This is a genomic window from Rhodococcus sp. PSBB066 (assembly GCF_017068255.1).
GTDB lineage: Bacteria > Actinomycetota > Actinomycetes > Mycobacteriales > Mycobacteriaceae > Rhodococcus > Rhodococcus aetherivorans.
On sequence record NZ_CP070859.1, the window covers coordinates 4,831,918 to 4,851,481 of the forward strand.

Genomic DNA, 19,564 nt, shown 5'->3' on the forward strand with positions numbered 1-19,564 from the left:
GACACGGACGCCGCGCCGGAGTTCCCGGTCGAGCCGATCCGCGCGCTGCTGCTCGAGCAGTTCGGGGTCATCGACGAACTGCTCGCCGACGTACACGGGGACACCTGGTACACGCCCACCTCGCTGCCCGGGTGGACGGTCAAGGACATCACGGCACACCTGATCGGGACCGAGTCGATGCTCGCCGGTATCGAGGCGCCGCACGTCGAGATCGACGTGCACGCCCTCGGCCACGTCCGCAACGAGATCGGCGCCTTCAACGAACGGTGGATCGAGTCCCTCCGCGGCACGCCCGGCGACGAGGTGCTCGCGCGGTACCGGGAGATCGTCGCGCGCCGGCGGGAGCAACTCGGGGCCATGACCCAGAAGGACTTCGACGAACCGGCGATGACCCCGGTGGGGCAGGCCACCTACGGCCGTTTCATGCGCATCCGCGTCTTCGACTGCTGGATGCACGAACTCGACCTCCGCGACGCGCTCGGCGTGCCCGGCGACGAGGGCGGCGCGCGGGCCGAGCTCGCAGCCGCGGAGATCTTCGGGGCGCTCGCGTACGTCGTCGGCAAGCGCGGCAAGGCTCCCGACGGGGCGCGGATCACGTTCGAGCTGAGCGGCCCGCTGGCCCGCACCCTCCACGTCGAGGTGGACGGCCGGGCCGCGGTGGTGCCGGCCCTGTCCGGTCCGGCGACGAGCACCGTAGCTATGGATTCGCGGCTGTTCGTGCGGCTCGCCGGCGGCCGCACGCACGCGTTCGACCGTCTCGACGAGATCACCCTCGGCGGCGACACGACGGTGGGCCGGCGGATCGTCGACCACCTCGCCTTCACGATCTGATCGGCGGCTTCGTGCGGCTGTTCCTGTCGTCGTACCGGTTCGGCACGGATCCCGGGTTGCTCCTCGGAGTCACGCGGGGGCCGTGCCCGATCGCGGTGATCGCGAACGCGGCCGACGCATGGCCGTCCCGGGCCCGGGACTCGGCGGTGGCGAGCGAGCTGGCGCCGCTGCGTGCGCTCGGATACGAACCCACCGAGGTGGATCTGCGGGACCATGCCGGCGCCCCCGACGGCCTGCGGGCGGCGCTGTCCCCGTTCGGAGCGTTGTGGGTGCGCGGCGGCAACACGTTCGTGCTGCGCGCGCGGCTCGCCCTGTGCGGGGGCGACGAGATCCTCACGGACCTGGTCCGTTCCGGTGGGCTGGCCTACGCTGGATACAGCGCAGGGGCGTGCCTTGTGACGCCGTCCCTGCGCGGTCTCGAATTCTCCGACGATCCCGGCGAGGTCGACGCGGTCTGCGGGGTCCCGGCCCGCTGGGACGGTCTCGGGTGGGTGGACTACGCGATCGTCCCGCACGCCGGGGACTCGCCCCTCGCCGACGCGGGCGTCGCGCGGACGCTGGACTTCCTCACTCGCGAGCGGCTGCCGTTCCGGGCACTCGGCGACGACGAGGTGATCGTCGTGGACGAGTCCTGAGGCCCCGTGGCGGTGCCGTGGTCACGGCCCGTTGCTCGCGCGGACGAACGGCGCGAACCGGTCGAGGGAGACCCAGGCCGTGCGGCATCGGCGGGCGGTGACCTCGTCGGCCCGCGCGAGCAGGATGTCGAGAAGTTCCCGGGGATTGTCCCGCCAGCGCAGGGCGAGGTGCCGTTCCTCCTCGTCCGACAGCGCCGCGAACCTGCTCGCCGCGGCGGCCCAGTCCGCCACGTCCCCGTGATGAAGGCGCTCCAGCGCGTTGTAATCGACTCGCCGCGAAAGGAATTCGTCGGACAACGCGCGGACGAGTTTCGCGTCCGTCAGCGCGGATGCGGTCATACGGCACCTCCTTCGAACGACCGTTGACGTTAGTGACCTGCGACAACCACCCGATCGCGCAGCCGGAACGATTCGATAACAGAGTGACTGGTGAGACTGATGTGACTTCCGCTGTTAGGATCCGTACGGTGGAGACACTGACCGACCTGCTCACGAGCGGTGCGGCACCCTGGTGGGCCGTACCGGTGGGACTCACGGCCGGCGTGCTCCTCGGCGTCCTCGCCACCCGGATCGGCGCGCGACCCCCGCGACGGAACGCCGCCGTGGCCGCTCCCCTGCGGGCGGCCGATCGCGCGCTGCAGGTTCGCTTCCTGCACGCCGCCGACAGCGTCTACAACCACCTGTTCGAGGCGGATCACTCCGCCCTCGCCGAGGCCGACCTCACCGAGGCCCTGCAATCCGACGACCTGCACCTGCGCTCGGTCGCCCGCGGCATCGTCGACCTCGACGCGATCGTCAACGAGATGCGGCTGTCCGCTCCCGATCCGGTGCTCGCCGCCGCCGTCGCCCTCTTCGGATACCTCACCGCCGTCTCGAGCGACGGAACCGACGACCTCGACGAGTTCCGGGACCGCTACCTGACCCGCAAGTCCGCGTTCGTCGACGCCGTCCGCGCCGCCCACCCGCCGGCCGGCCCGGTCCCCGCCTGAGCCCGTCGCCACTGTCGACTGCATCGCGTCACCACCACCACGTCACCGCTCACGTCACGCGGGGCCCGCCCTCGACACAGGTCCACAACAGGAACATCGCGGCCCGCGCCGCGCGCATTACCGCCGCCGCGGGCGGATCCCCCCGCCGGCGCGACGGCCGGTAGGGTCGTTGGCGTGACCAACGACGAGCACCGCATCGAACATCACGCCGAGCAGTCCCGATTCGCGTTGTACACCGGCGACACCCTCGCCGCGTTCGCCGACTACACCGACTCGGACGGTGTGCGCGACTTCGACCACACCGTCACCCAGCCCCGGTTCCGCGGTCACGGACTCGCCGCCGAGGTGGTCCGCCACGCCCTCGATGCCACCCGTTCGGAGGGCCTGAAGATCGCGGCCTCGTGCTGGTACGTCGCGCAGTTCCTCGACGCGAACCCCGAATACCGGAACTGACTCGCCGAGGCGCCGCCTCAATCAGCACGGAGGCGCCGCCTCTATCAGCACGGAGGCGCGCGCCTCTAACAGCGCGGAGGCGCCCGCCTCGCTCAGCGGGCGCCGGCCTGCCCGGTGGGGGCACCCCCGGCGCGCAGGCAAAGGCCCAGCGCGACGAGCGCGGGGAAGACGACCAACCAGAGAATGCCCCGCTGCACGAGACCCGCGAGGTCGTGCAGGGGCGCGTCGTCGGGCAGCACCAGCACGACCATGAGCGGCACGCCGGCCGCGGCGACGAGTCCCGCACCGAGCACGTAGCGCGACAGCGCCGGGAACCGCCCGTCGCGTGCGAGACGGCGCGACGTCACGACCAGGCCGAGCGCGATGCACGAGAAGAACGTGAAGCCCGAGACGAAGTGGTAGCCCGGGTCGTAGGTGACCCCCGCTGCGTCCTCCCGCAGCGGGAACACCGCCGCGAGCAGTGCGCCGACGCCGGCGAGACCGATCAGCACCGGGCCGAGGGCGCCCGTCCGGTCGGCCGCCGGTCCCCGGTGCACGGCGACGGTGAAGATCAGCAGCAGGAGTCCGAACACGACGAAGTTGAACTGCTGGATCCAGCCGTTCGGGCCGGCTTCGAGCGCACTGATCGTTTCCGCGGTCGGGCTGTACTCGTCCCGCCGGGCTGCCTGCTGCGCCAGCACCACCACGGTGAAGAGGAGGGGCGCGACGATCCCGGCGAGTGCGGCGGCACGTCCCCGAACCAGCCGCGTACCGGGTCCGACGCCGACGTGTGCGCTCATGACCGCTCCTGACCGAGTCCGAATCTGCCGTCGCAGAGGACGTTAGGAGCACCGACGGTGACCGGCATCGGAAGGATTGCCCATTCGGCCCGCCCCGGGATGGGAACTTCGACCCATCGCCCGGCGGACGCGGCCCGTGGGCCTGCGCCGCGGCGCAGGCCCACGCGTTCACAGCTCCCGTGGCGCGTCGCCGGTGTCCGTATGCAACTCACCCACTTCCGTCTTCAGGATTCGCATCGACCGTCCGAGGCCCCGTGCGGCCTCGGGCAGCCGCTTGGATCCGAACAACACCAGCACCACGAGAGCAATGATCGCCCAGTGGGCGGGACTGAGTGCTCCCATCAGCGGGGTCCCTTCCCCTCGGGGTAGACGGCGTCGACCTCCACTTCGACGAGCCACCCGGCCACCGGCAGACTCGCCACCTCCAGCGCGAATCGGCTCGGGCGAGCCGGGTTGCGTTCGAGCGGCGCGGCGGGCTCGGCGGTCCCCATCGGCACCAGCTCGGTGTCGCCGGTCTCGAGGTTGGTGTTCGCGAAGAACTGGCGGTACGCCCGGTTCCATCCGGCGTAGTCGGCGCGATCCGTCCCCGGGGCGTTGTCGAGGAAGACCCGCATCGTGGTCACGTCCGCCAGACCGAGCCCCTGAGCCTCGAGATTGTCGCGGATCTTGCGGAGCACATTGATGCCCTGCGCCTCGGTGACCGTCACCCCGGCCGGGAGGACACCGCCCGCGAAGGTCGCGGTGTCGATGTAGGACTCCGGGGACCCCTGCGGCGCGGCGGTGTTCGCGGCCGACGGCCCGATTCCGCTGGTCTTGTACACGGCGGCGCTGGCGCCGATGCCCACGCCCTCGGCGATCATCGGGTTGGCCTCCCCGACCGGCAGCACCGACTGCACGAGCACGGGCGGTGCCGAGCCGGCCTCCGCGTCCGTGGACGAGCACGCCACGGTCGAGGCGCCGACGACGGGCAGGACCAGGGCCGCGAGAACGGTTCGGGCGGCACGCTTGTTCATGGATCTCTCCTTGTCCGGGATGGGGATGTCAGGATGCGGCGACACGCTCGTGCAGCGACGTGACCACGGCGCGTGCGGAGGTGAACGCACCGTGTTGCCAGGCGATCGCGTTGGACAGGTGGTCGCCGGCGAAGTAGACGTTCTGCACCGGGTCGAGCAGCAGGGTGTATTCGGGGGTTGCCTCTCCCCCGTGGGAACCCCCGGCACCCTGCCACGATGCCCAGGCCGACTCCGAGTACCGGGTGCGGCGCCAGCTGCCCGAGAACGACGAGGCGATGTCGCGGGTGTACTTGTCGCCGTGGATCTCTGCCCCCTCCGCGATCGCCTTGGCCAATCTCTGCTTGTGCGTGAGCGATTCGAAACCGAGGTGCCTCTTGCCCGAGGAGTAGTAGCCGACGACCACGCCGCGGTCCGAGTTGTAGTGGTCGTAGGGGAACATGATCTGGGAGATGTCCTTGTCGGTGTTGCTGGCACCGCCGTAGATCCGGTCCTCGAGTTCCCACCAGCGGCGCGTGTACTCGATGCCGAGCTTGCCCGAGGAGCTGGGCTCGGCCGCGCCGAGTGCGTGCACGACGTCGGCGGGCAGGTTGTGGTTCAGCCGCGTCACCAGGTGCGGCGGGATGGTGCAGATCGCGAAGTCGGCGTCCACCACCCGCGGCGCACCGTCGCGGGTGTATTCCACCCGCACCCCCTCGGTCGTGTTCTGCAGGGCCGTCACCTCCGACCCGTATTCGATCCTGTCGGTACCGATGCGGTCCTCGAACGCGTAGTAGATGCGGTCCATGCCCCCGACCGGGGTGAACATCATCATCGCCTGGTCGTAGCCGAAGTCGAAGCTGAAGTTGCGGCCGATGCCGCCGCGGATCACGTCCGTCATCGCGAAGGGCGGCTCGTGCGTGCCGAAGTCCAGACCGGCGCCGGGCTCGGAGGTGTACCCGCGGCGGGTCGACCCGACGTATCGTCCGTCGCCGGACAGGTCGCCGAAGTCACTGAGGAACTCGGACAGCGCGTCCTTGTCGGCCTGGGTGAGCACGTCGTCGAGTGCGCCGCGGGAGGCCGCCTTCTGCAACAGCTCCGACATGTACCCGTACGTGTCGGCCTTCGCCGCCCGATACGTGATGGACCGGTCGGACAACGCCGTGTCGCTCGAGTAGTGCACGAAGGTGTTGGCGTTCTGGTTGCCGAACGCCTGCAGTTCCACCCCCAGTTCGCGGCAGTAGTCCATCGTCACGTGGCTCTGCGGGATGCGGGTGGCACCGAGGTTGAAGTAGTGCCCGTCGGCGAAGGTGCAGACCTGCTTCTCGCCGTTCAGGTCCGTCTCCTCCGTTCCGGCGCGCACGGACCAGACCCGGCCACCGGGCCGACGCCGAGCCTCCAGCACCGTGACGTCGTACCCGGCCTTCCCCAATTCGTAGGCGGCGCACAATCCGGCCGGGCCGCCGCCGAGGACGACGACCGAATGATGGCCGTCCACCCGGCCGATCAGGTCGCTGCGCGCCGGCGCCCGGAAAGCCGGCGCCGACGCCGTTGCGGGCGCGAGGCCGATCGTGGACATCGCGCCGTACATCAGGCCGGCGCCGCCCGTGACGCCGAGTCCTTTCATGAAAGACCTACGTGTAACTGCCACAGTGACTGCTCCCATCGTGCAACACCGACCGTCCCGATCGGCTCGGCACCTATGGTGGGAAGAGCGGGATGCGGGGATGTCTCGCACGCGCAACGTCTTGCGGACCGGCGCTCGAGAACGACGGTCCGCCGCGGACCCGAATTCTCGATCCCGGTGCGCCCGTTCGACTTCCCCCGGAAACAGACCGGAAACACCGGGCCGATAGCTTCGCGTGCCATGTCCGCACTCTCCGACGCGATCACGCAGTCCTTCACGGCGCGTGAGCCGGAACGACCGGCCTTGTCGCCGCTACGAGCCCTCGGCCGGCGCCGGCTGTCCGGCATCGAGGTCCTCGCGCAGTCGGTCGCCACCACGGCGCCCGCCGCGTCGATGGTCGTCCTGACGACCGCGATCGTGGCCGGGCAGTCGATGCTCGCAGGCCTGCTCACCGTGGCGGCGACGACGGTCCTGCTGGGCGCGGTGGCCGGATGCTTCGCGGCCTTCACCCGCCGCCTCGCCGCCGCCGGCGGCCCGTACACGTTCGTCGCGCAGGGACTCGGCCCGCGCGCCGCGCTCGGCGGTGGTGCCGCGCTGGCGGTGAAGTACCTCGGCAGTGCCGGGCTCACCCTCTACCACGGGGGGCAGTCGATCCTGGCAGTCGCCCACGGGGCCGGCGTCTCCGTTCCCGCACTGCCGTTGTATCTCGTGCTGGCCTGCGTGATCGGCGCGTGCGTGGTCCGCGGGATCAGATTCGCGGTCCACGCGATCCTGCTGGTGGAGGCGTGCTCGCTCGCGTTCATCCTCACGCTGTTCCTCGTGCCGGCCGTGCCCACACCGGTCGCGGAACCCCCCGGCGGCGGCGCCGGCGAACTCGTGGTCCTGGCGCTCACCGCCGTGTTCGCGCTCGCCGGATTCGAGAGCGCCACCTTCCTGGCACCCGAGGCCCGGCGACCGTTGGTGACGGTCACCCGCACCGTGCTCTGGACACCGGTGATCTGCGGGGCGCTCTGCGTCCTCGCGGCCCTGGCGGTCTGGGGTGGCCGCGGCGGGACGGTGATCGACGCGTATCGCCACGGCACCGACTCCGGCGTGCCGGTCGCCGTCGTCGTGGCGCTGCATCTCGGATTGACCTGCTCGTGGCTGGCGTCCTCGATGGCATCGGTCAACGCGGTTTCGCGACTGGGGTACACGATGGGGATCGAGCGGGTGCTCCCCCGGCCCCTGGCCGCGGTGCACCGGATGTACCGCACGCCGTACCGTGCCGTCGCCGCGGCCGGGCTGGTGGCGCTCACGATCGCCGTCGCCAAGGCCGGGGCTCCGCATCTCGTCGCGGGGCTTCAGCACGCGGTACGCGTCGCGGTGCTCGTCGCGTACGTCCTGGTGGCCGTCGCCTCCCTGCGCTTCCTGACCAGAATCGGCGAGCAGACCCGCGGCTCGACCCTCGTCGGTGGTGCTGCGGCCGCGGGCGGCGCGCTGCTGCTCGGCTGCGTCGTCGGCTCCGGCATCGTCGCGGTCGATCCCGCCGTGGTGGCCGTCCCCCTGCTGCTGCTCGCCGCGGGACCCCTGTGGTACCTCCTGCTCCGGCGGCGGACGCCACGCGCTGCGACGGCGATCGGGGTGTTCGACAGCGCGGAATCCGCGGACGTGCTGCCGGGCGCCGGGGTCTTCGCACCCGACCGGCTCGGCGCGATGACCCTGGTGCGTGCCGACCGCGGCCCGCATCGGGATCTCTGACGGTGGCGCGCGAGGTCACCGGCCGGGAGCCGACGGCCGTGCAGCGTGCGCTGGCCCTGCTCGAGGCGGTAGCTCAGCTGGGTTCGGGCGCGACGGCCAAGGATCTGGCCCGGCTCACCCGCATCCCGCCGGCGACCGCGTACCGGCTGCTCAACCTCCTCGTCGCCGACGGCTATCTGGTGCGGGTGCACGACCTGTCGGGTTTCGCGCTCGGCCGACGGACGCAGGAGCTGGCGGCAACACCGCACGTGGAGACGTGGCCGGTGGCCGAGGTGCTCGAGGATCTGCGCGCCCAGGTGCGGCACGGGGTGTATCTGGCCTCCTACGAACGGGACCGGATCCGGCTGGTGGATCGCGACCCGGACCACGAGCTGCTGGGCGAGTCGTCGTTGACCCGGCACCTGCACGCGTCCGCGATCGGGAAGCTGCTTCTCGCCGACCGCCCCCATCTCGTCCCCGGCACAACCCTGCCGAAAGTGGGGCCGCGCACGATCGTCGAGCTCGACCGGCTCGCGATCGAGCTGAGTCGCATCCGGAGCCTCGACGTGTCCGTCGAGCAGGACGAATTGCGTCAGGGACGCACCGCGGTCGCCGTCCCGGTGCGCGACGACGGCACCGCGATCGTGGGATGCCTCGCGGCGATCGGCGGTACCGGGCGCATCCGCACCGACGATCGGGATCTGATCGATCTGCTCCACGAGTTCGCCGGGCGTCTGCGGCTGCCCGGCGCAGCGCGACGCACGTGAGCGGGGTCCACGCGCCGGGTCAGCGGGACGCGTGCAGATTCCGGGCGGTCGGCGACGTCTCGACCGAGGCCGGGTCCGGTTCGGTGCCGAGAATCCGGTCGGCGGTGCCCGCGGTGGTGACGGTGAACCAGTAGTGCTCGTTCTTGAAATGGTGGTGCCGATGGTGGCGCCACACCGCGCGGTAGGGCCGCGAGTTCGGGCGGTAGTCCGTGTGGATGAGGTAGTGCGTCCATTCGTAGCTCAGGCCCAGGACGCCGACGGTCACCAGGAACGTCAGTGCCAGGCCGGCCCTGGGGAAGGCCAGCCATGCGCCGGCGACGAGAACCGGCAGCAGCCACACCAGGGTCTGCCAGGGAATGAAGATCAGCGGCACGTCGCGCGGGTCGCAGTGGTGCTCGCGGTGCTTGCGGGCCAGCAGCGAATCCAGCGTCAGTCCGGCGATCCGGCGCGGCCGCCAGTGCAGGATGCCGACGTGGATGACCCATTCCACCAGCGGGAACACCAGCAGGGCGACCAGTGGGACCAGGGCGTCGGAGATCTGCCAGTCGCCGCGGAGAACCCGCGCGACGCTCGCGGCGGCGAGCATCGCGCCGATCATCCACGGCGACGGGTGCCGCGCGAACTCGGCGGCGGCGTCCCACAGGCCGATCGAGGTGCGACGGCTACGCCGTTCGGTCCGATCCGTGCTCATGCCCGGCTCCTCGCATCTGCGTGTTCCGCATGGTCGATGGCGGTTGTCAGGGCCGACGTGCCCAGGTCGAGCAGTTCCCCGGCGGCGCGTTCGGCGCCGTCCTCGTCGTGGGCGACGATCGCGCCGGCGAGCCGTTCGTAGAGGTCGGTGCGGCCGACTTCGGCGACCAGGACGCCGGCCATCGCGGTCATGGCCGGTTCGTAGGCGTTGCGCAGGCTGTTGAAGATCAACCGGAACGCGAGGGAGTCGGCCGCGTCGACGACGCGTTCCCAGAATTCGAGGGCGGCGACCTGCAGCGCGACGGGGTCCTCTCCCGTCGCGAGCCGCGCCACGGCGTCGCGCAACCGGGGTTCCGTCTCGTCCGTCGCGCGGGCGGCGGCGAGCCGGGCAACCTGACGGCCGATGAGGCGTCGGGCCTCGAGGACGCTGCGGACGACGTCCCAGTCGGGCCGGCCGTCGCGCACGAGCAGCCGCGGGAGCAGCTCCGGACCGGCCTGGGTGCGGAAGTCGCGGACCGACGTCGCCTCCCCCTGGCGCACCTCCACCAGACCCGCGTGGGATAGCCGGGAAATCGCCTCGCGGACAGCGGGTCTCGATACACCGAACGCTTCGGCCAGGTTGCGCTCGCTCGGCAGCGCCGCCCCGGCGGCGAGGTCGCCCCCGAGCACCCGGGCGGCGATCTGGTCGTACACCTCGCCGGAGGCGGACTTGCGGGCGATCGGCTCGAACATCACGGACCGACCGTAGGCCGGAACCCGGCCAGAGGTCAAGTGGTCATACCAGTTTGGTGTCGGCCGAATGTCACAGCAGGTCGATCTGAGCGAAGTGATGTGACATTCGGCCCGCACGGAGCCGCCCGATCAGCTGAAGCCCATCACCTGGTCGCCCCAAGCCTCACGCAGCACCCTGTCGGGGTCCGGGACTAGGGTGTCGGTGCTGTCGATCAGCAGGGTCATCCGCTTTCCGGTGTCGTACGGCGCCCAATGCCGGGACCCGTCCAGGGCGGCGGGCACACCGTGGTGCGCGAAGGCCAGCCAGCGGCGCTGGATCCGGCCCGAGACCACCGTCGCGGCCTTGCGGCCGCCGAGCCAGAACGTGGGGTCGCGATCGAGGGTCCCGAAGTTGCCGAAGACGTAGGGTAGTTCGGTGGCGTGGCCGGCGCCGATCCGCGCCGCCTTGAGCATCGGGGTGGCGTGGTCGAACCGGTACACCCACGTCGGCGAGTGGGCGCTGTGCGCGTCGGCGATCCACACCACCGGCATCCGGAACCCGGCGTCCCGCGAAAGCGCCATCGCCCCCGACGTCTTCGAGACGTCCGGATACGCGGAGATGATCTCCGCGATACGGTCGGGCGGCAACTCCGGATGATCCGCGGCGAGCGCGTCGAGCATCGCCTGCACGGAGGCGTCGCTCACCGGCATCAGCGGCGACTTCATGAAGCGGAAGATCGACGGCTCGTCCTTGTTGGACCCGATGATCAGGGGAATCCGGTGCGCGAGCCCCTTCTGGAACGCCGCCACCGGGTACTTCGGCACCAGGTCGCGGTCGACCACCGGCGCCATCGCGAGCGTGCCGGGGAACTTCGTGGGGATCTCCCCGACGAGCACGTCGCCCGCATCGGTCAGCGTCTCGTGCGGCATGTCCCGCAACGCCCACACCCGGGCCGGCGTGAGGTCGAGGATCTCGAGGAACCGCTCGGCGACCCGGGCCGCCCGCTCGGACCCGTATGCCGACGTCGCCGGCGGGCTCTGCGCGATGGCCCGGTGGAACAGGCCCTCGGCGCGGGGCACGGTCATCAGGGTGGTCAGCGACCCGCCGCCCGACGACTCGCCGAACACGGTGACCCGGTCCGGGTCGCCCCCGAACGCGGAGATGCAGTCGCGCACCCACTCGAGCGCGGCGATCTGGTCCCGCAACCCGACGTTGGATTCGAAGGTGGTCCCGGCTGTCGAGAACGACGAGAAGTCGAGGAAGCCGAGGGCGCCGAGCCGGTAGTTGACCGTCACCACGACGACGTCCCCGCGTTCGGCGAGCAACCGTCCGTCGTAGATCCGCTGACCCGAGTACCCGAGGACGTAGGCGCCGCCGTGGATCCAGACCATCACCGGCCGCGGCTCCCCGTCCGGCTCCGGTGCCCAGATGTTCAGCGAGAGGCAGTCCTCGCCGATCGACAGGCCCGGGTCGATGGGGATGGGATTGTTGCGGCCCTGCGGCGCGATGGGCCCGAACCGGCGGGCGTCGAGCACGTCGGTCCACGGCTCCGGCGGTTCGGGGGCGCGGAACCGAAGGTCGCCGGACGCCGGCGCGGCGTACGGGACACCCTTCCACGCGTAGACGGAACCGTCGCGGTAGCCGCGTACGTCGCCGTACTTGCACCCGACGATGAGAGTCTCGGCGTCCACGGTCCCTCCCGAACGAACGGTCTGGGGCCAAGGTACCAACAACAGACAGGCTGCACGCGCAGCCCCGGCGACCCGGCACCCCGGGCCCGCGTGGGGCGAGCCACACCCGGTGCTATCGTCGCCTCCGTAGACACGGGGTGCTCCGCACACGAGCGGGAGCTGAGATCACACCCGTCGAACCTGATCAGGTAATGCTGACGAAGGGATGTCACGGCATGACCATGCCTGCCCATGCGTCGGTCCCGGAGGGGACCGAGCGCTTCACCGATCTGCTGTGGGACCGTACGAAGGTCCTGCGCGAGGCCATCGACGACCTCGAGTTCCTGCGCCGGCTCGGCGACGGGACCCTGCCGCTCGACGCGTTCCGCTTCTACATCGAGCAGGACGCCCTCTACCTCGCCGGCTACGCCAAGGCGCTCGCCCTCCTCGCGGCGAAGGCCCCGGACCCGGCCACCGCCGCGTTCTGGGCCAACAGCGCGGCGACGGCCGCCACCGAGGAATCGGCCCTGCACCGGGGTCTGCTCACCGGTGGTGTCCTGCCGCCCGCCGAGGACACCCCCGCGCACTCCCCCGCCTGCCTCGGCTACGTCTCCTACCTGACCGCCACGGTCGCCACCGATCCGTATCCGGTCGGCGCCGCCGCGGTGCTTCCGTGCTTCTGGATCTACGCCGAGGTCGGCCGCGAGCTGGCCGTCCGCGCCGCCGACGTGCTCACCGCGGACCCCACCCACCCCTACGCCCAGTGGGTCACCACCTACGACGCGCCCGAGTTCCACGCCGCGGTCGCCACCGCCCGCGAGCTCGTCGACGTCGCGGCGGCGGCGGCCACCGACACCGAGCGCGAGGCCATGGCCGGGGCGTTCACGATCGCCACCCGCTACGAGCTGCTGTTCTGGGACACCGCGCTGAACACGCAGGACTGGCCGGCCTCATGACGACCACCTCCCGGCTGCGTCGCCGGCTCACCGTCCTGGCCGCCCTCACCGCGGCGCTGCTGCTCACCGCGTCCTGCGCCGGCGGCACCGGCGACGACGACTCCGGCGACACGATCCGGTTCGCCCTGGACTGGACGCCGAACACCAACCACACCGGCCTGTACGTGGCCCAGCAGGAGGGCCTGTTCGCCGACGCCGGTCTCGACGTCGAGTTCCTGCCCTACAACAACACCACCCCGGACACCCTCGTCGACGCCGGCAACGCCGAGTTCGGCATCTCCACGCAGGCGCAGGCGACGTTCTCCCGGGCGGCCGGCTCGCGCACCGTCTCGGTGCTCGCGCCGCTGCAGCACTGGGCGACCGGCATCGCCGTCAAGGCCGACCGCGCCGACCTCACCCGGCCCCGGGAACTCGACGGCCGCACCTACGCGGGCTTCGGCGACCCGGGCGACGAGGAGACGCTCGCGCAGGTGATCCGGAACGACGGCGGGCGGGGCGACTTCACCTCCGTCACCCTGGGCACCTCCGCCTACGAGGCCGTGTACTCCGGCACCGCCGACTTCACCGTCTCGTACCTGGCGTGGGAAGGCATCGAGGCCGAGCACCGCGGGCTGCCGATGCGCTACTTCCGCTACACCGACTACGGGTTCCCCGACGCCTACGCGATCGTGATCGACGGCAACGAGGACTGGCTGGCCGAACATCCGGACCAGGCCCGGGCGTTCGTGCAGGCCGTCCAGCGCGGCTACGAGATCGCCGCGCAGGACCCGGACCGCGGAGCCCGCGCGCTGATCGAGGCCGAGCCCGGCGCCTTCCCCGACGAGGATCTCGTCTACGAGAGCCAGCGGATGCTGTCGGCCGGCTACCTGCGCGACGAGAACGGCCGCGTCGGCACCCTCACCCTCGAACGGTGGACCGGGTACTCCCGGTTCCTGTTCGAGAAGGGCCTGCTCTCCGGCCCCGACGGCAAGCCGTTGACCACCGAGCCGGACTGGTCGACGTACTTCACCGATGACTACCTCACGCCCTGACCCGACCCGGAATCCCTGGGTGCGGCGCGTCGCACCGGCCGTGCTGGTCGTCGCCGCGCTGACCGTCGGCTGGCAGCTGTACGTGACGCTCAGCGGCATCCGCCCGCAGGTGCTGCCCTCCCCCGCCCGGGTCCTTGGGCAGGGCTGGGCGCACCGCGACGACATCGCGGGCCATGCCTGGTCGACGCTGCAGGTCACCCTCGTCGGTTTCGCGGTGTCCCTCGTCGTGGCGTGGCTCCTCGCGATCGTCGTGGACTTCTCGCCGTGGCTGCGCCGCGCCCTGGTGCCGCTGTTCGTGGTGTCGCAGACCCTGCCGATCATCGCGATCGCGCCGCTGATGATCATCTGGTTCGGATTCGGGCTGCTGCCGAAGATCCTGGTGATCGCGCTCGCCACGTTCTTCCCCATGGCGATCGGCCTGATCGAGGGCTTCGCGGCCGCGGACCGGGAGGCGGGAGCGCTGCTGCGCAGCATGGGTGCCTCCCGGTGGCAGGAGTTCCTGTACGTGCGGCTGCCGTCGGCGCTGCCCCGGTTCTTCACGGCGCTGCGCATCGGGGTCACCTACGCCGTCGTCGGTGCGGTCTTCGCCGAATACGTCGGCGCCACGTCGGGGCTCGGGATCTACATGAGCACCCAGAAGAACTCGTTCCGGACCGATCTGGTGCTCGCGGCGGTGCTCGTCACCGCGGTGGTCTCGCTGGCGTTGTACCTGCTCACCTACGCCGTGGAACGGGTGGTGGCGCCGTGGGCGCAGACGACGAGGAGCCCGCGATGAACGCCGTCACGGTCACCGGCGTGCACAAGGCGTTCGGTGCGCGCACCGTCCTCGACGGCGCCGAGTTCGCCGTGGCCGAGGGCGAGTTCGTCTCGCTCATCGGCCCGAGCGGGTGCGGCAAGTCCACCCTGTTCGGGCTGATCGCCGGTCTCGACTCTCCCGACACCGGTGCCGTCACGGTGGGTGACCGGCCGGCCGCACCGGGACGGGCCGCCCTGATGCCGCAGAAGGACCTGCTGTTCCCGTGGCGCACCGTGCTCGGCAACTGCGCACTCGGCCTCGAGGTGCAGGGCGTGCCGCGCGGCGAGGCGCGTGCCCGGGCCCGGGAGCTGTTCCCCGCCTTCGGCCTCGCCGGGTTCGAGGATGCCGCCCCCCGGCAGCTCTCGGGCGGGATGCGCCAGCGCGCGGCCCTGGCGCGGACGGTCCTGCAGGGCCACAAGGTGCTGCTGCTGGACGAACCGTTCGGGGCCCTGGATTCGCTGACGCGCACCGAGATGCAGCTGTGGCTGCAGCAGGTGTGGCAGCGGGACCGGTGGACGGTGCTGATGATCACCCACGACGTGCGCGAGGCGCTGCTGCTGTCGGATCGGGTGCTGGTGCTCACGCGGCGCCCGGCCCGGATCTGTCACGAGGTGACGGTGCCGCTGCCCCGCCCCCGGGGTCTGGACACGTTGACGTCGCCGGAGTTCGTGACCCTCGAGAAGGAACTCGTCGACGTCCTGCACGCCACCGGACCACGCAGTTCCGCACTGCCGGACTGACGCCTATCACGAAATGTCAAGTGCCACCCCGAGTTCCACAAGGGCGTCCTCGAGGTGGCCGAGCAGCCGCTGCAGGCCGGGGACCGTGCGGCGGCATCCGACGACGCCGAAGTCGACGGTGTCGGCGGTGGTGGTCAGCGTGATGTTGAGTGCCTGGCCGTTGAGCACCACCGACACCGGGTAGATCCCGTCGAGCCGGGACCCGCTGCGGTACACCCGCTCCCGCGGTCCCGGCACGTTGGAGATGATGAGGTTGAACGGCGGCGGGGCCAGGGAGACGGCGCCCGAGATCGGTGCCAGCGCGAGCCCGGCGACGTTCAGCGCCGACCACACCGTCGCCTGCAGCGGCGTCATCCCGGCGAACAGGGTCTTGCCCTCCGCCATCGAATCGCTGACCGTCGAGAGCCGGGTGAGTGGATCCTCGAGATGGGTGCCGAGGTTGCACAGCGTGACCCCCACGCTGTTGCCGCCCGCGGCCGAATCGGGAGCGTCCTTGGCTCGCAGCGACACCGGGACCATCGCGATCAGCGGAAGATCGGGCAGGTCCTGCTGTTCGAGGAGGTAGGCGCGGAGGGCACCTGCGCACATGGCGACGACGACGTCGTTGCTCGACACCCCGGCCGCCTGCCGCACCCGCGTGATGCGTTCGCGGCTCCAGGACTGCGCCGCGAAGCGCCGCGTCCCGTCGATCGGAACGTTGAACATCGACCGCGGTGCCTCGTACGGCAACGCGACGCGGCGCCCGCCGAGGACGGTCCGGGCGATCCGCAGCGCGACGGGCGCCGCGCCGATCACGTCGCCGGCCAGTGAGCGCACCGCAGCGAACAGCGAGTCCTGCTCCCGGGTGCCGGAGCTGGGGCGGGCCGGCAGGTGCCAGGGCGCGGGGAATTCGCGCACGTTCGGATCGGGGGTGTAGGTCCGCTGCAGCAGCCGCAGCCCCGAGACCCCGTCGAGCAGCGCGTGATGCATCTTCGTGTAGACGGCGAACCGGCCGTCGGCGAGCCCTTCGATCAGATAGGCCTCCCACAGCGGCCGGTGCCGGTCGAGCAGGCCGCTGTGCAGGCGCGAGACGAGGGTGAACAACTCACGGATCCGGCCCGGCGCCGGCAGGGCCGAGTGCCGGACGTGGTACTCGAGGTCGATCTCGTCGTCCACGGCCCACCAGGTGTAGCCGAGGCTCGACACCGGGTCGGCCGGGCGCTTGCGGAACAGCTCGTCGACCTGCGCGTCGGCGACCAGCCGGTTGTAGAGGTCGGTGACGTATCCCGGACCGGCGTCGGGCGGCGGCGTGAACAGCTCGAGCGAGCCGAAGTGCATCGGGCGCTCCCGCGACTCGGCGATCAGGAACATCGAGTCGGTCACAGGCATGTATCCCACCGGGACAGCCCCCTTTCGTCCGCCGTCGCACGCTGGGATGGATGGTACGTCCGGCGACCGGACGGCCGTACCGGATCGATAACGGGCATGCCGACGACCTGCGGAGTTCCCTTTGTCCGGTCTCCATCGAGTCACGATGCTTCGCCCCGGCGATTCCTCGTCGTACTGTCGGGCAACCGACCCGGACGAACGCCGCGAACGCCTCGGAGAAGGGCCGAGAGAGAAGACGGGAGCCGTCGACGAGAGGGCTCCGTCCGAGCAGGTGAGGACGAGGAGGTCCCGGTGACGAGTACCGCGTCGAACCATCCGTCGTTGTCGTATCCGCCCGTGCCGCGGCCGGTGCTCCGCCGCGAGGTCGCCGGCGTGAGCCTGCCGTCGCAGGCGCTGACCGTCTCGGTGCGCAGCACCGTCAAGCCGGTCATCGACGCGTGGGCGCGCGCCCCGCACCTGCCGTGGCCGACGGGTGTGGTGGACCGGCTGGCGTTCCCCCTCAAGCCGGTCCCCGGCACGCACCGGCACCCGGTCCGGCTGCCGTCCTGCCACGCCGAGTTCCTCGCCGCCCCCGGAGCCGACGGCGCCACGGCGATCCTCTACCTGCACGGCGGCGCGTTCCTGGTGTGCGGCCTGACCACCCACCGGCAGATGGTCTCCCGCATCTCGTCGGCGGCCGGGGCACCCGTGCTCAGCGTCGCCTACCGCATGCTGCCGGGACACCCGATCGAGAGCGCGGTCGAGGACGGCATCGAGGGGCTGCGGTGGCTGATCGCGCACGGCTACCCGACGGAACGAATCGTGGTGGCCGGCGACTCCGCCGGCGGATTCCTCACCTTCCAGGTGACGCTCGAGGCGCTGCGGCTCGGTCTCGGCCGGCCGGCCGGCAACGTGGCGCTCTCGCCCCTGACCGACCTCGACACCCGCGGCAAGCTCGAACATCCCAATTCGTACCGGTGTGCCCTGTTCCCGCGCCGCGCCGTTCCGGCCCTCGCCGCTGTGATCGCCCGCATCGACGCCGCCTCCGGCCGGCCGGGCCCGCGCGCGGTGTCACCGGTCGACGCCGACCTGACCGCCATGCCGCCCACCCTCATCCAGACCGGCTCGGAGGAGATGACGTACGTGGACGCCGAGCTGATGGCCCGGCGCCTCGCCGGCGCCGGCGTGCCCTGCGAGCTGCAGGTGTGGGAACGGCAGGTGCACGTCTTCCAGGCCGCGGCGGGCCTCGTGCCCGAGGCGGGGCGAGCCGTCGATTCGATCGGAGCGTTCGTCCGCAGCGTCGGCTGAGATTCCCCCACCGGACCACCCCGCCGGTGCCGCGTGGCGACCACCACCCGCGCCGAGCCGGGCACCTGTCGGACGGCGCGACTAGTGTCTCCGGCACAGATTGGTCCGGCAGCACTGGGAAAGGGGGGCGGATCGTGACCGACACCGAGAGCCGATTCGACCGCGACGTCGACCGGTCCTGGAGCGAGTTCCGGGCACGGCTCGCCGATCACGTGGCGTCGATGTGCGACGGCGACGGGCTGCTCCTCGAGCCGCTCGTCGAGGAGGAGTCCGGACCCGCCGGACCGTGCGTGCAGTTCTACGCGTGGGGTGCAGGCCAGGTGCGGTGCGAGGTGCCGTCCAACGCCCACCTCGGCGGCGACCGTCGCCTCCGCCCGGCCGACGAGGCGCTGCTCGCCGAGCTCGGCTGGCGCGAACCGTCCCGGGGACCGGAGGACCCGGAGGACGGCGGGTCCCCGGCCTACTGGATGGACCGGCCCGCGGCGTGGGCCGACCAGCTCGCGGCCGTCGCGGTGACGGCGCTGCGCCGGGTGTGGGGGGTGCCGCATCCGCTGTTCCTGCGCACCGAGACGTTCGGCGCCGGCCGGGCGGCGGCCTTCGACCTGCCCGCGCCCGCCGAGGAGACGCCGCCGCCGGCCGCGCTTCCGCTCGCCGTCGAGACCGCGGGCGAGGAGCACGTGCGCGAGCTGATCGAGTCGACGCTGCGCGAGCGGATCGGCGACGTCCCGCTGTGGGACGAGGACGGCGACCTGGCGTTGCGGGTCGCGGGGTTGCTCGTGTTCGTCGGCGTCGGGCCGCACGAGCGCACCGTCGACGTGTTCGCCCCGATCGTCCACAACATCACCGGGCGCACCCGCGCCGCCGAGGTCGTCGCCGACCTCAACCGCCGGTGGCCGCACCTGAAGTTCGTGCTGGTCGAGGACCGGGTCGCGGTGGCGGCACACCTGCCCGCGTCGCCGTTCGTGCCGGCCCACCTGCTGACCACGCTCGACCACGTCGCGCAGTTCCTCGAGGGGCTGGACGAGGCGTTCGGCACCCGCCTCGGCGGCGAGCTGCTGCACGAGACCGACCACGACGGTGTGCCGCCGCCCCCGGACGAGCTGCCGCCGTGGACGACGGACTCCGAGGAGGACCTGCCGCCGACGCTGCTGGCGCTGCGCGATCTCCATCTCGACGGCCGGGCGGAGGTCGAGACCCGGACGGTGGCCCGCATGGCCGGCGACGAACCGGACCAGCTGCTGCGTTTCCTGCGGATGAGCGTGGACGCGCAGGTCTGCTGGCAGGCCGAGGCGATGGGGCGTGCCGCGGCCGGAGACGGCGCCGGCATCGCCCGCGCCGAGGCGAAGGCGCAGGAGTGGGAGCTGACCTGCCGCTCGCTCACCGCAGCGATGCGGCTGCTCGTGCCCCCGGCGGGCACCGCCACGACACGCGTGCGGCGGCCGCGTCCGTCCCCACCCGAGCAGATCGAGCTGTTCGAGAACCCGGACGAGCCGACGTTGTTCGACGAACTCTCCGACTGAGCACCTCG

Annotated in this window: 21 protein-coding genes and 1 riboswitch; of the genes, 12 read left to right on the forward strand and 9 right to left on the reverse strand. The window is 71.6% G+C overall.

The window, feature by feature from the left end; translation table 11 throughout:
• Positions 1–36: 36 nt before the first annotated feature.
• Both JYA75_RS21945 and JYA75_RS21950 read left to right on the forward strand, forming a co-directional pair.
• Positions 37–831 carry a maleylpyruvate isomerase family mycothiol-dependent enzyme gene (locus JYA75_RS21945; protein ID WP_043797303.1) on the forward strand — a complete coding sequence of 265 codons (795 nt, stop codon included), beginning with the start codon at positions 37–39 and terminating at the stop codon, positions 829–831.
• Between the two features lie 11 nt (positions 832–842).
• Positions 843–1,466: a Type 1 glutamine amidotransferase-like domain-containing protein gene (locus JYA75_RS21950; RefSeq protein ID WP_043797229.1), complete on the forward strand. Its 624-nt coding sequence runs from the start codon at positions 843–845 to the stop codon at positions 1,464–1,466.
• Between the two features lie 21 nt (positions 1,467–1,487).
• Here the strand turns inward: JYA75_RS21950 and JYA75_RS21955 are convergent, their stop codons facing one another.
• Positions 1,488–1,805, reverse strand: a complete 318-nt coding sequence (locus JYA75_RS21955; protein ID WP_006940127.1) for a hypothetical protein — start codon at positions 1,803–1,805, stop codon at positions 1,488–1,490.
• A 128-nt stretch (positions 1,806–1,933) separates the two neighbouring features.
• Between JYA75_RS21955 and JYA75_RS21960 the strand changes: the two genes are divergently transcribed.
• Both JYA75_RS21960 and JYA75_RS21965 read left to right on the forward strand, forming a co-directional pair.
• Positions 1,934–2,455, forward strand: coding sequence for a hypothetical protein (locus JYA75_RS21960; RefSeq protein WP_006940125.1), 522 nt, complete (start codon positions 1,934–1,936; stop codon positions 2,453–2,455).
• 174 nt (positions 2,456–2,629) lie between these two features.
• A complete protein-coding gene (locus tag JYA75_RS21965; RefSeq protein WP_006940123.1) occupies positions 2,630–2,908 on the forward strand; it encodes a GNAT family N-acetyltransferase in 279 nt (92 codons plus the stop codon).
• A 92-nt stretch (positions 2,909–3,000) separates the two neighbouring features.
• Here JYA75_RS21965 and JYA75_RS21970 read toward each other — a convergent pair whose 3' ends face one another.
• The 4 genes from JYA75_RS21970 to JYA75_RS21985 form a co-directional block, all read right to left on the reverse strand.
• Complete coding sequence (locus tag JYA75_RS21970; RefSeq protein ID WP_050035003.1) at positions 3,001–3,687, reverse strand: DUF998 domain-containing protein; 687 nt, start codon at positions 3,685–3,687, stop codon at positions 3,001–3,003.
• Between the two features lie 168 nt (positions 3,688–3,855).
• The gene (gene tatA / locus JYA75_RS21975; protein WP_006940119.1) at positions 3,856–4,029 is read right to left on the reverse strand and encodes a Sec-independent protein translocase subunit TatA; all 174 of its coding nucleotides are present in this window, start codon (positions 4,027–4,029) and stop codon (positions 3,856–3,858) included.
• Entirely contained in the window at positions 4,029–4,700 is a 672-nt protein-coding gene (locus JYA75_RS21980; protein ID WP_043797233.1) for a Rid family hydrolase, read from the reverse strand. Before JYA75_RS21980 ends, tatA begins: the two co-directional genes overlap by 1 nt.
• Before the next feature lie 28 nt (positions 4,701–4,728).
• Complete coding sequence (locus JYA75_RS21985; protein ID WP_043797235.1) at positions 4,729–6,303, reverse strand: FAD-dependent oxidoreductase; 1,575 nt, start codon at positions 6,301–6,303, stop codon at positions 4,729–4,731.
• A 240-nt stretch (positions 6,304–6,543) separates the two neighbouring features.
• Between JYA75_RS21985 and JYA75_RS21990 the strand changes: the two genes are divergently transcribed.
• Both JYA75_RS21990 and JYA75_RS21995 read left to right on the forward strand, forming a co-directional pair.
• Positions 6,544–8,040, forward strand: coding sequence for an APC family permease (locus JYA75_RS21990; RefSeq protein ID WP_043797237.1), 1,497 nt, complete (start codon positions 6,544–6,546; stop codon positions 8,038–8,040).
• Between the two features lie 2 nt (positions 8,041–8,042).
• Positions 8,043–8,786, forward strand: a complete 744-nt coding sequence (locus JYA75_RS21995) for a helix-turn-helix domain-containing protein (RefSeq protein ID WP_080688447.1) — start codon at positions 8,043–8,045, stop codon at positions 8,784–8,786.
• Between the two features lie 19 nt (positions 8,787–8,805).
• Here the strand turns inward: JYA75_RS21995 and JYA75_RS22000 are convergent, their stop codons facing one another.
• From JYA75_RS22000 to JYA75_RS22010, 3 genes are all read right to left on the reverse strand, one after another.
• Complete coding sequence (locus JYA75_RS22000) at positions 8,806–9,477, reverse strand: sterol desaturase family protein (protein ID WP_043797238.1); 672 nt, start codon at positions 9,475–9,477, stop codon at positions 8,806–8,808.
• Positions 9,474–10,208, reverse strand: a complete 735-nt coding sequence (locus JYA75_RS22005) for a GntR family transcriptional regulator (protein WP_029542852.1) — start codon at positions 10,206–10,208, stop codon at positions 9,474–9,476. The genes JYA75_RS22000 and JYA75_RS22005 overlap by 4 nt, the downstream gene beginning before the upstream one ends.
• 129 nt (positions 10,209–10,337) lie before the next feature.
• Positions 10,338–11,879, reverse strand: a complete 1,542-nt coding sequence (locus tag JYA75_RS22010; protein WP_029542851.1) for a carboxylesterase/lipase family protein — start codon at positions 11,877–11,879, stop codon at positions 10,338–10,340.
• Between the two features lie 123 nt (positions 11,880–12,002).
• Positions 12,003–12,102, forward strand: a riboswitch (TPP riboswitch).
• Here JYA75_RS22010 and JYA75_RS22015 point away from each other — a divergent pair.
• The 4 genes from JYA75_RS22015 (at position 12,095) to JYA75_RS22030 (ending at position 15,381) form a co-directional block, all read left to right on the forward strand.
• The gene (locus JYA75_RS22015) at positions 12,095–12,814 is read left to right on the forward strand and encodes a TenA family protein (protein WP_161994628.1); all 720 of its coding nucleotides are present in this window, start codon (positions 12,095–12,097) and stop codon (positions 12,812–12,814) included. It overlaps the preceding riboswitch by 8 nt.
• On the forward strand, positions 12,811–13,845 hold the full coding sequence (locus tag JYA75_RS22020) for an ABC transporter substrate-binding protein (protein WP_102799845.1): 1,035 nt from the start codon (positions 12,811–12,813) through the stop codon (positions 13,843–13,845). Before JYA75_RS22015 ends, JYA75_RS22020 begins: the two co-directional genes overlap by 4 nt.
• Positions 13,826–14,620 carry an ABC transporter permease gene (locus tag JYA75_RS22025; protein WP_029542848.1) on the forward strand — a complete coding sequence of 265 codons (795 nt, stop codon included), beginning with the start codon at positions 13,826–13,828 and terminating at the stop codon, positions 14,618–14,620. Before JYA75_RS22020 ends, JYA75_RS22025 begins: the two co-directional genes overlap by 20 nt.
• Positions 14,617–15,381 carry an ABC transporter ATP-binding protein gene (locus JYA75_RS22030; protein WP_185713571.1) on the forward strand — a complete coding sequence of 255 codons (765 nt, stop codon included), beginning with the start codon at positions 14,617–14,619 and terminating at the stop codon, positions 15,379–15,381. Before JYA75_RS22025 ends, JYA75_RS22030 begins: the two co-directional genes overlap by 4 nt.
• Positions 15,382–15,387: 6 nt before the next feature.
• Here the strand turns inward: JYA75_RS22030 and JYA75_RS22035 are convergent, their stop codons facing one another.
• Complete coding sequence (locus tag JYA75_RS22035) at positions 15,388–16,749, reverse strand: wax ester/triacylglycerol synthase family O-acyltransferase (protein WP_203329325.1); 1,362 nt, start codon at positions 16,747–16,749, stop codon at positions 15,388–15,390.
• 291 nt (positions 16,750–17,040) lie between these two features.
• Between JYA75_RS22035 and JYA75_RS22040 the strand changes: the two genes are divergently transcribed.
• Both JYA75_RS22040 and JYA75_RS22045 read left to right on the forward strand, forming a co-directional pair.
• Positions 17,041–18,036 carry an alpha/beta hydrolase gene (locus JYA75_RS22040; RefSeq protein ID WP_203329326.1) on the forward strand — a complete coding sequence of 332 codons (996 nt, stop codon included), beginning with the start codon at positions 17,041–17,043 and terminating at the stop codon, positions 18,034–18,036.
• 134 nt (positions 18,037–18,170) lie between these two features.
• Positions 18,171–19,556, forward strand: coding sequence for a hypothetical protein (locus JYA75_RS22045; protein WP_043797245.1), 1,386 nt, complete (start codon positions 18,171–18,173; stop codon positions 19,554–19,556).
• The last annotated feature ends 8 nt before the right edge of the window (positions 19,557–19,564 follow it).

Bases quoted from the DNA above. Each gene is read 5' to 3' on its own strand.
- JYA75_RS21990 (WP_043797237.1), top strand. From the start codon at position 6,544: ATGTCCGCACTCTCCGACGCGATCACGCAGTCCTTCACGGCGCGTGAG.
- tatA (WP_006940119.1), bottom strand. From the start codon at position 4,029: ATGGGAGCACTCAGTCCCGCCCACTGGGCGATCATTGCTCTCGTGGTG.
- JYA75_RS21970 (WP_050035003.1), bottom strand. From the start codon at position 3,687: ATGAGCGCACACGTCGGCGTCGGACCCGGTACGCGGCTGGTTCGGGGA.
- JYA75_RS21980 (WP_043797233.1), bottom strand. From the start codon at position 4,700: ATGAACAAGCGTGCCGCCCGAACCGTTCTCGCGGCCCTGGTCCTGCCC.
- JYA75_RS21955 (WP_006940127.1), bottom strand. From the start codon at position 1,805: ATGACCGCATCCGCGCTGACGGACGCGAAACTCGTCCGCGCGTTGTCC.
- JYA75_RS22005 (WP_029542852.1), bottom strand. From the start codon at position 10,208: ATGTTCGAGCCGATCGCCCGCAAGTCCGCCTCCGGCGAGGTGTACGAC.
- JYA75_RS22020 (WP_102799845.1), top strand. From the start codon at position 12,811: ATGACGACCACCTCCCGGCTGCGTCGCCGGCTCACCGTCCTGGCCGCC.
- JYA75_RS22030 (WP_185713571.1), top strand. From the start codon at position 14,617: ATGAACGCCGTCACGGTCACCGGCGTGCACAAGGCGTTCGGTGCGCGC.
- JYA75_RS22015 (WP_161994628.1), top strand. From the start codon at position 12,095: ATGACCATGCCTGCCCATGCGTCGGTCCCGGAGGGGACCGAGCGCTTC.
- JYA75_RS22025 (WP_029542848.1), top strand. From the start codon at position 13,826: ATGACTACCTCACGCCCTGACCCGACCCGGAATCCCTGGGTGCGGCGC.
- JYA75_RS22000 (WP_043797238.1), bottom strand. From the start codon at position 9,477: ATGAGCACGGATCGGACCGAACGGCGTAGCCGTCGCACCTCGATCGGC.
- JYA75_RS22035 (WP_203329325.1), bottom strand. From the start codon at position 16,749: ATGCCTGTGACCGACTCGATGTTCCTGATCGCCGAGTCGCGGGAGCGC.
- JYA75_RS21985 (WP_043797235.1), bottom strand. From the start codon at position 6,303: ATGAAAGGACTCGGCGTCACGGGCGGCGCCGGCCTGATGTACGGCGCG.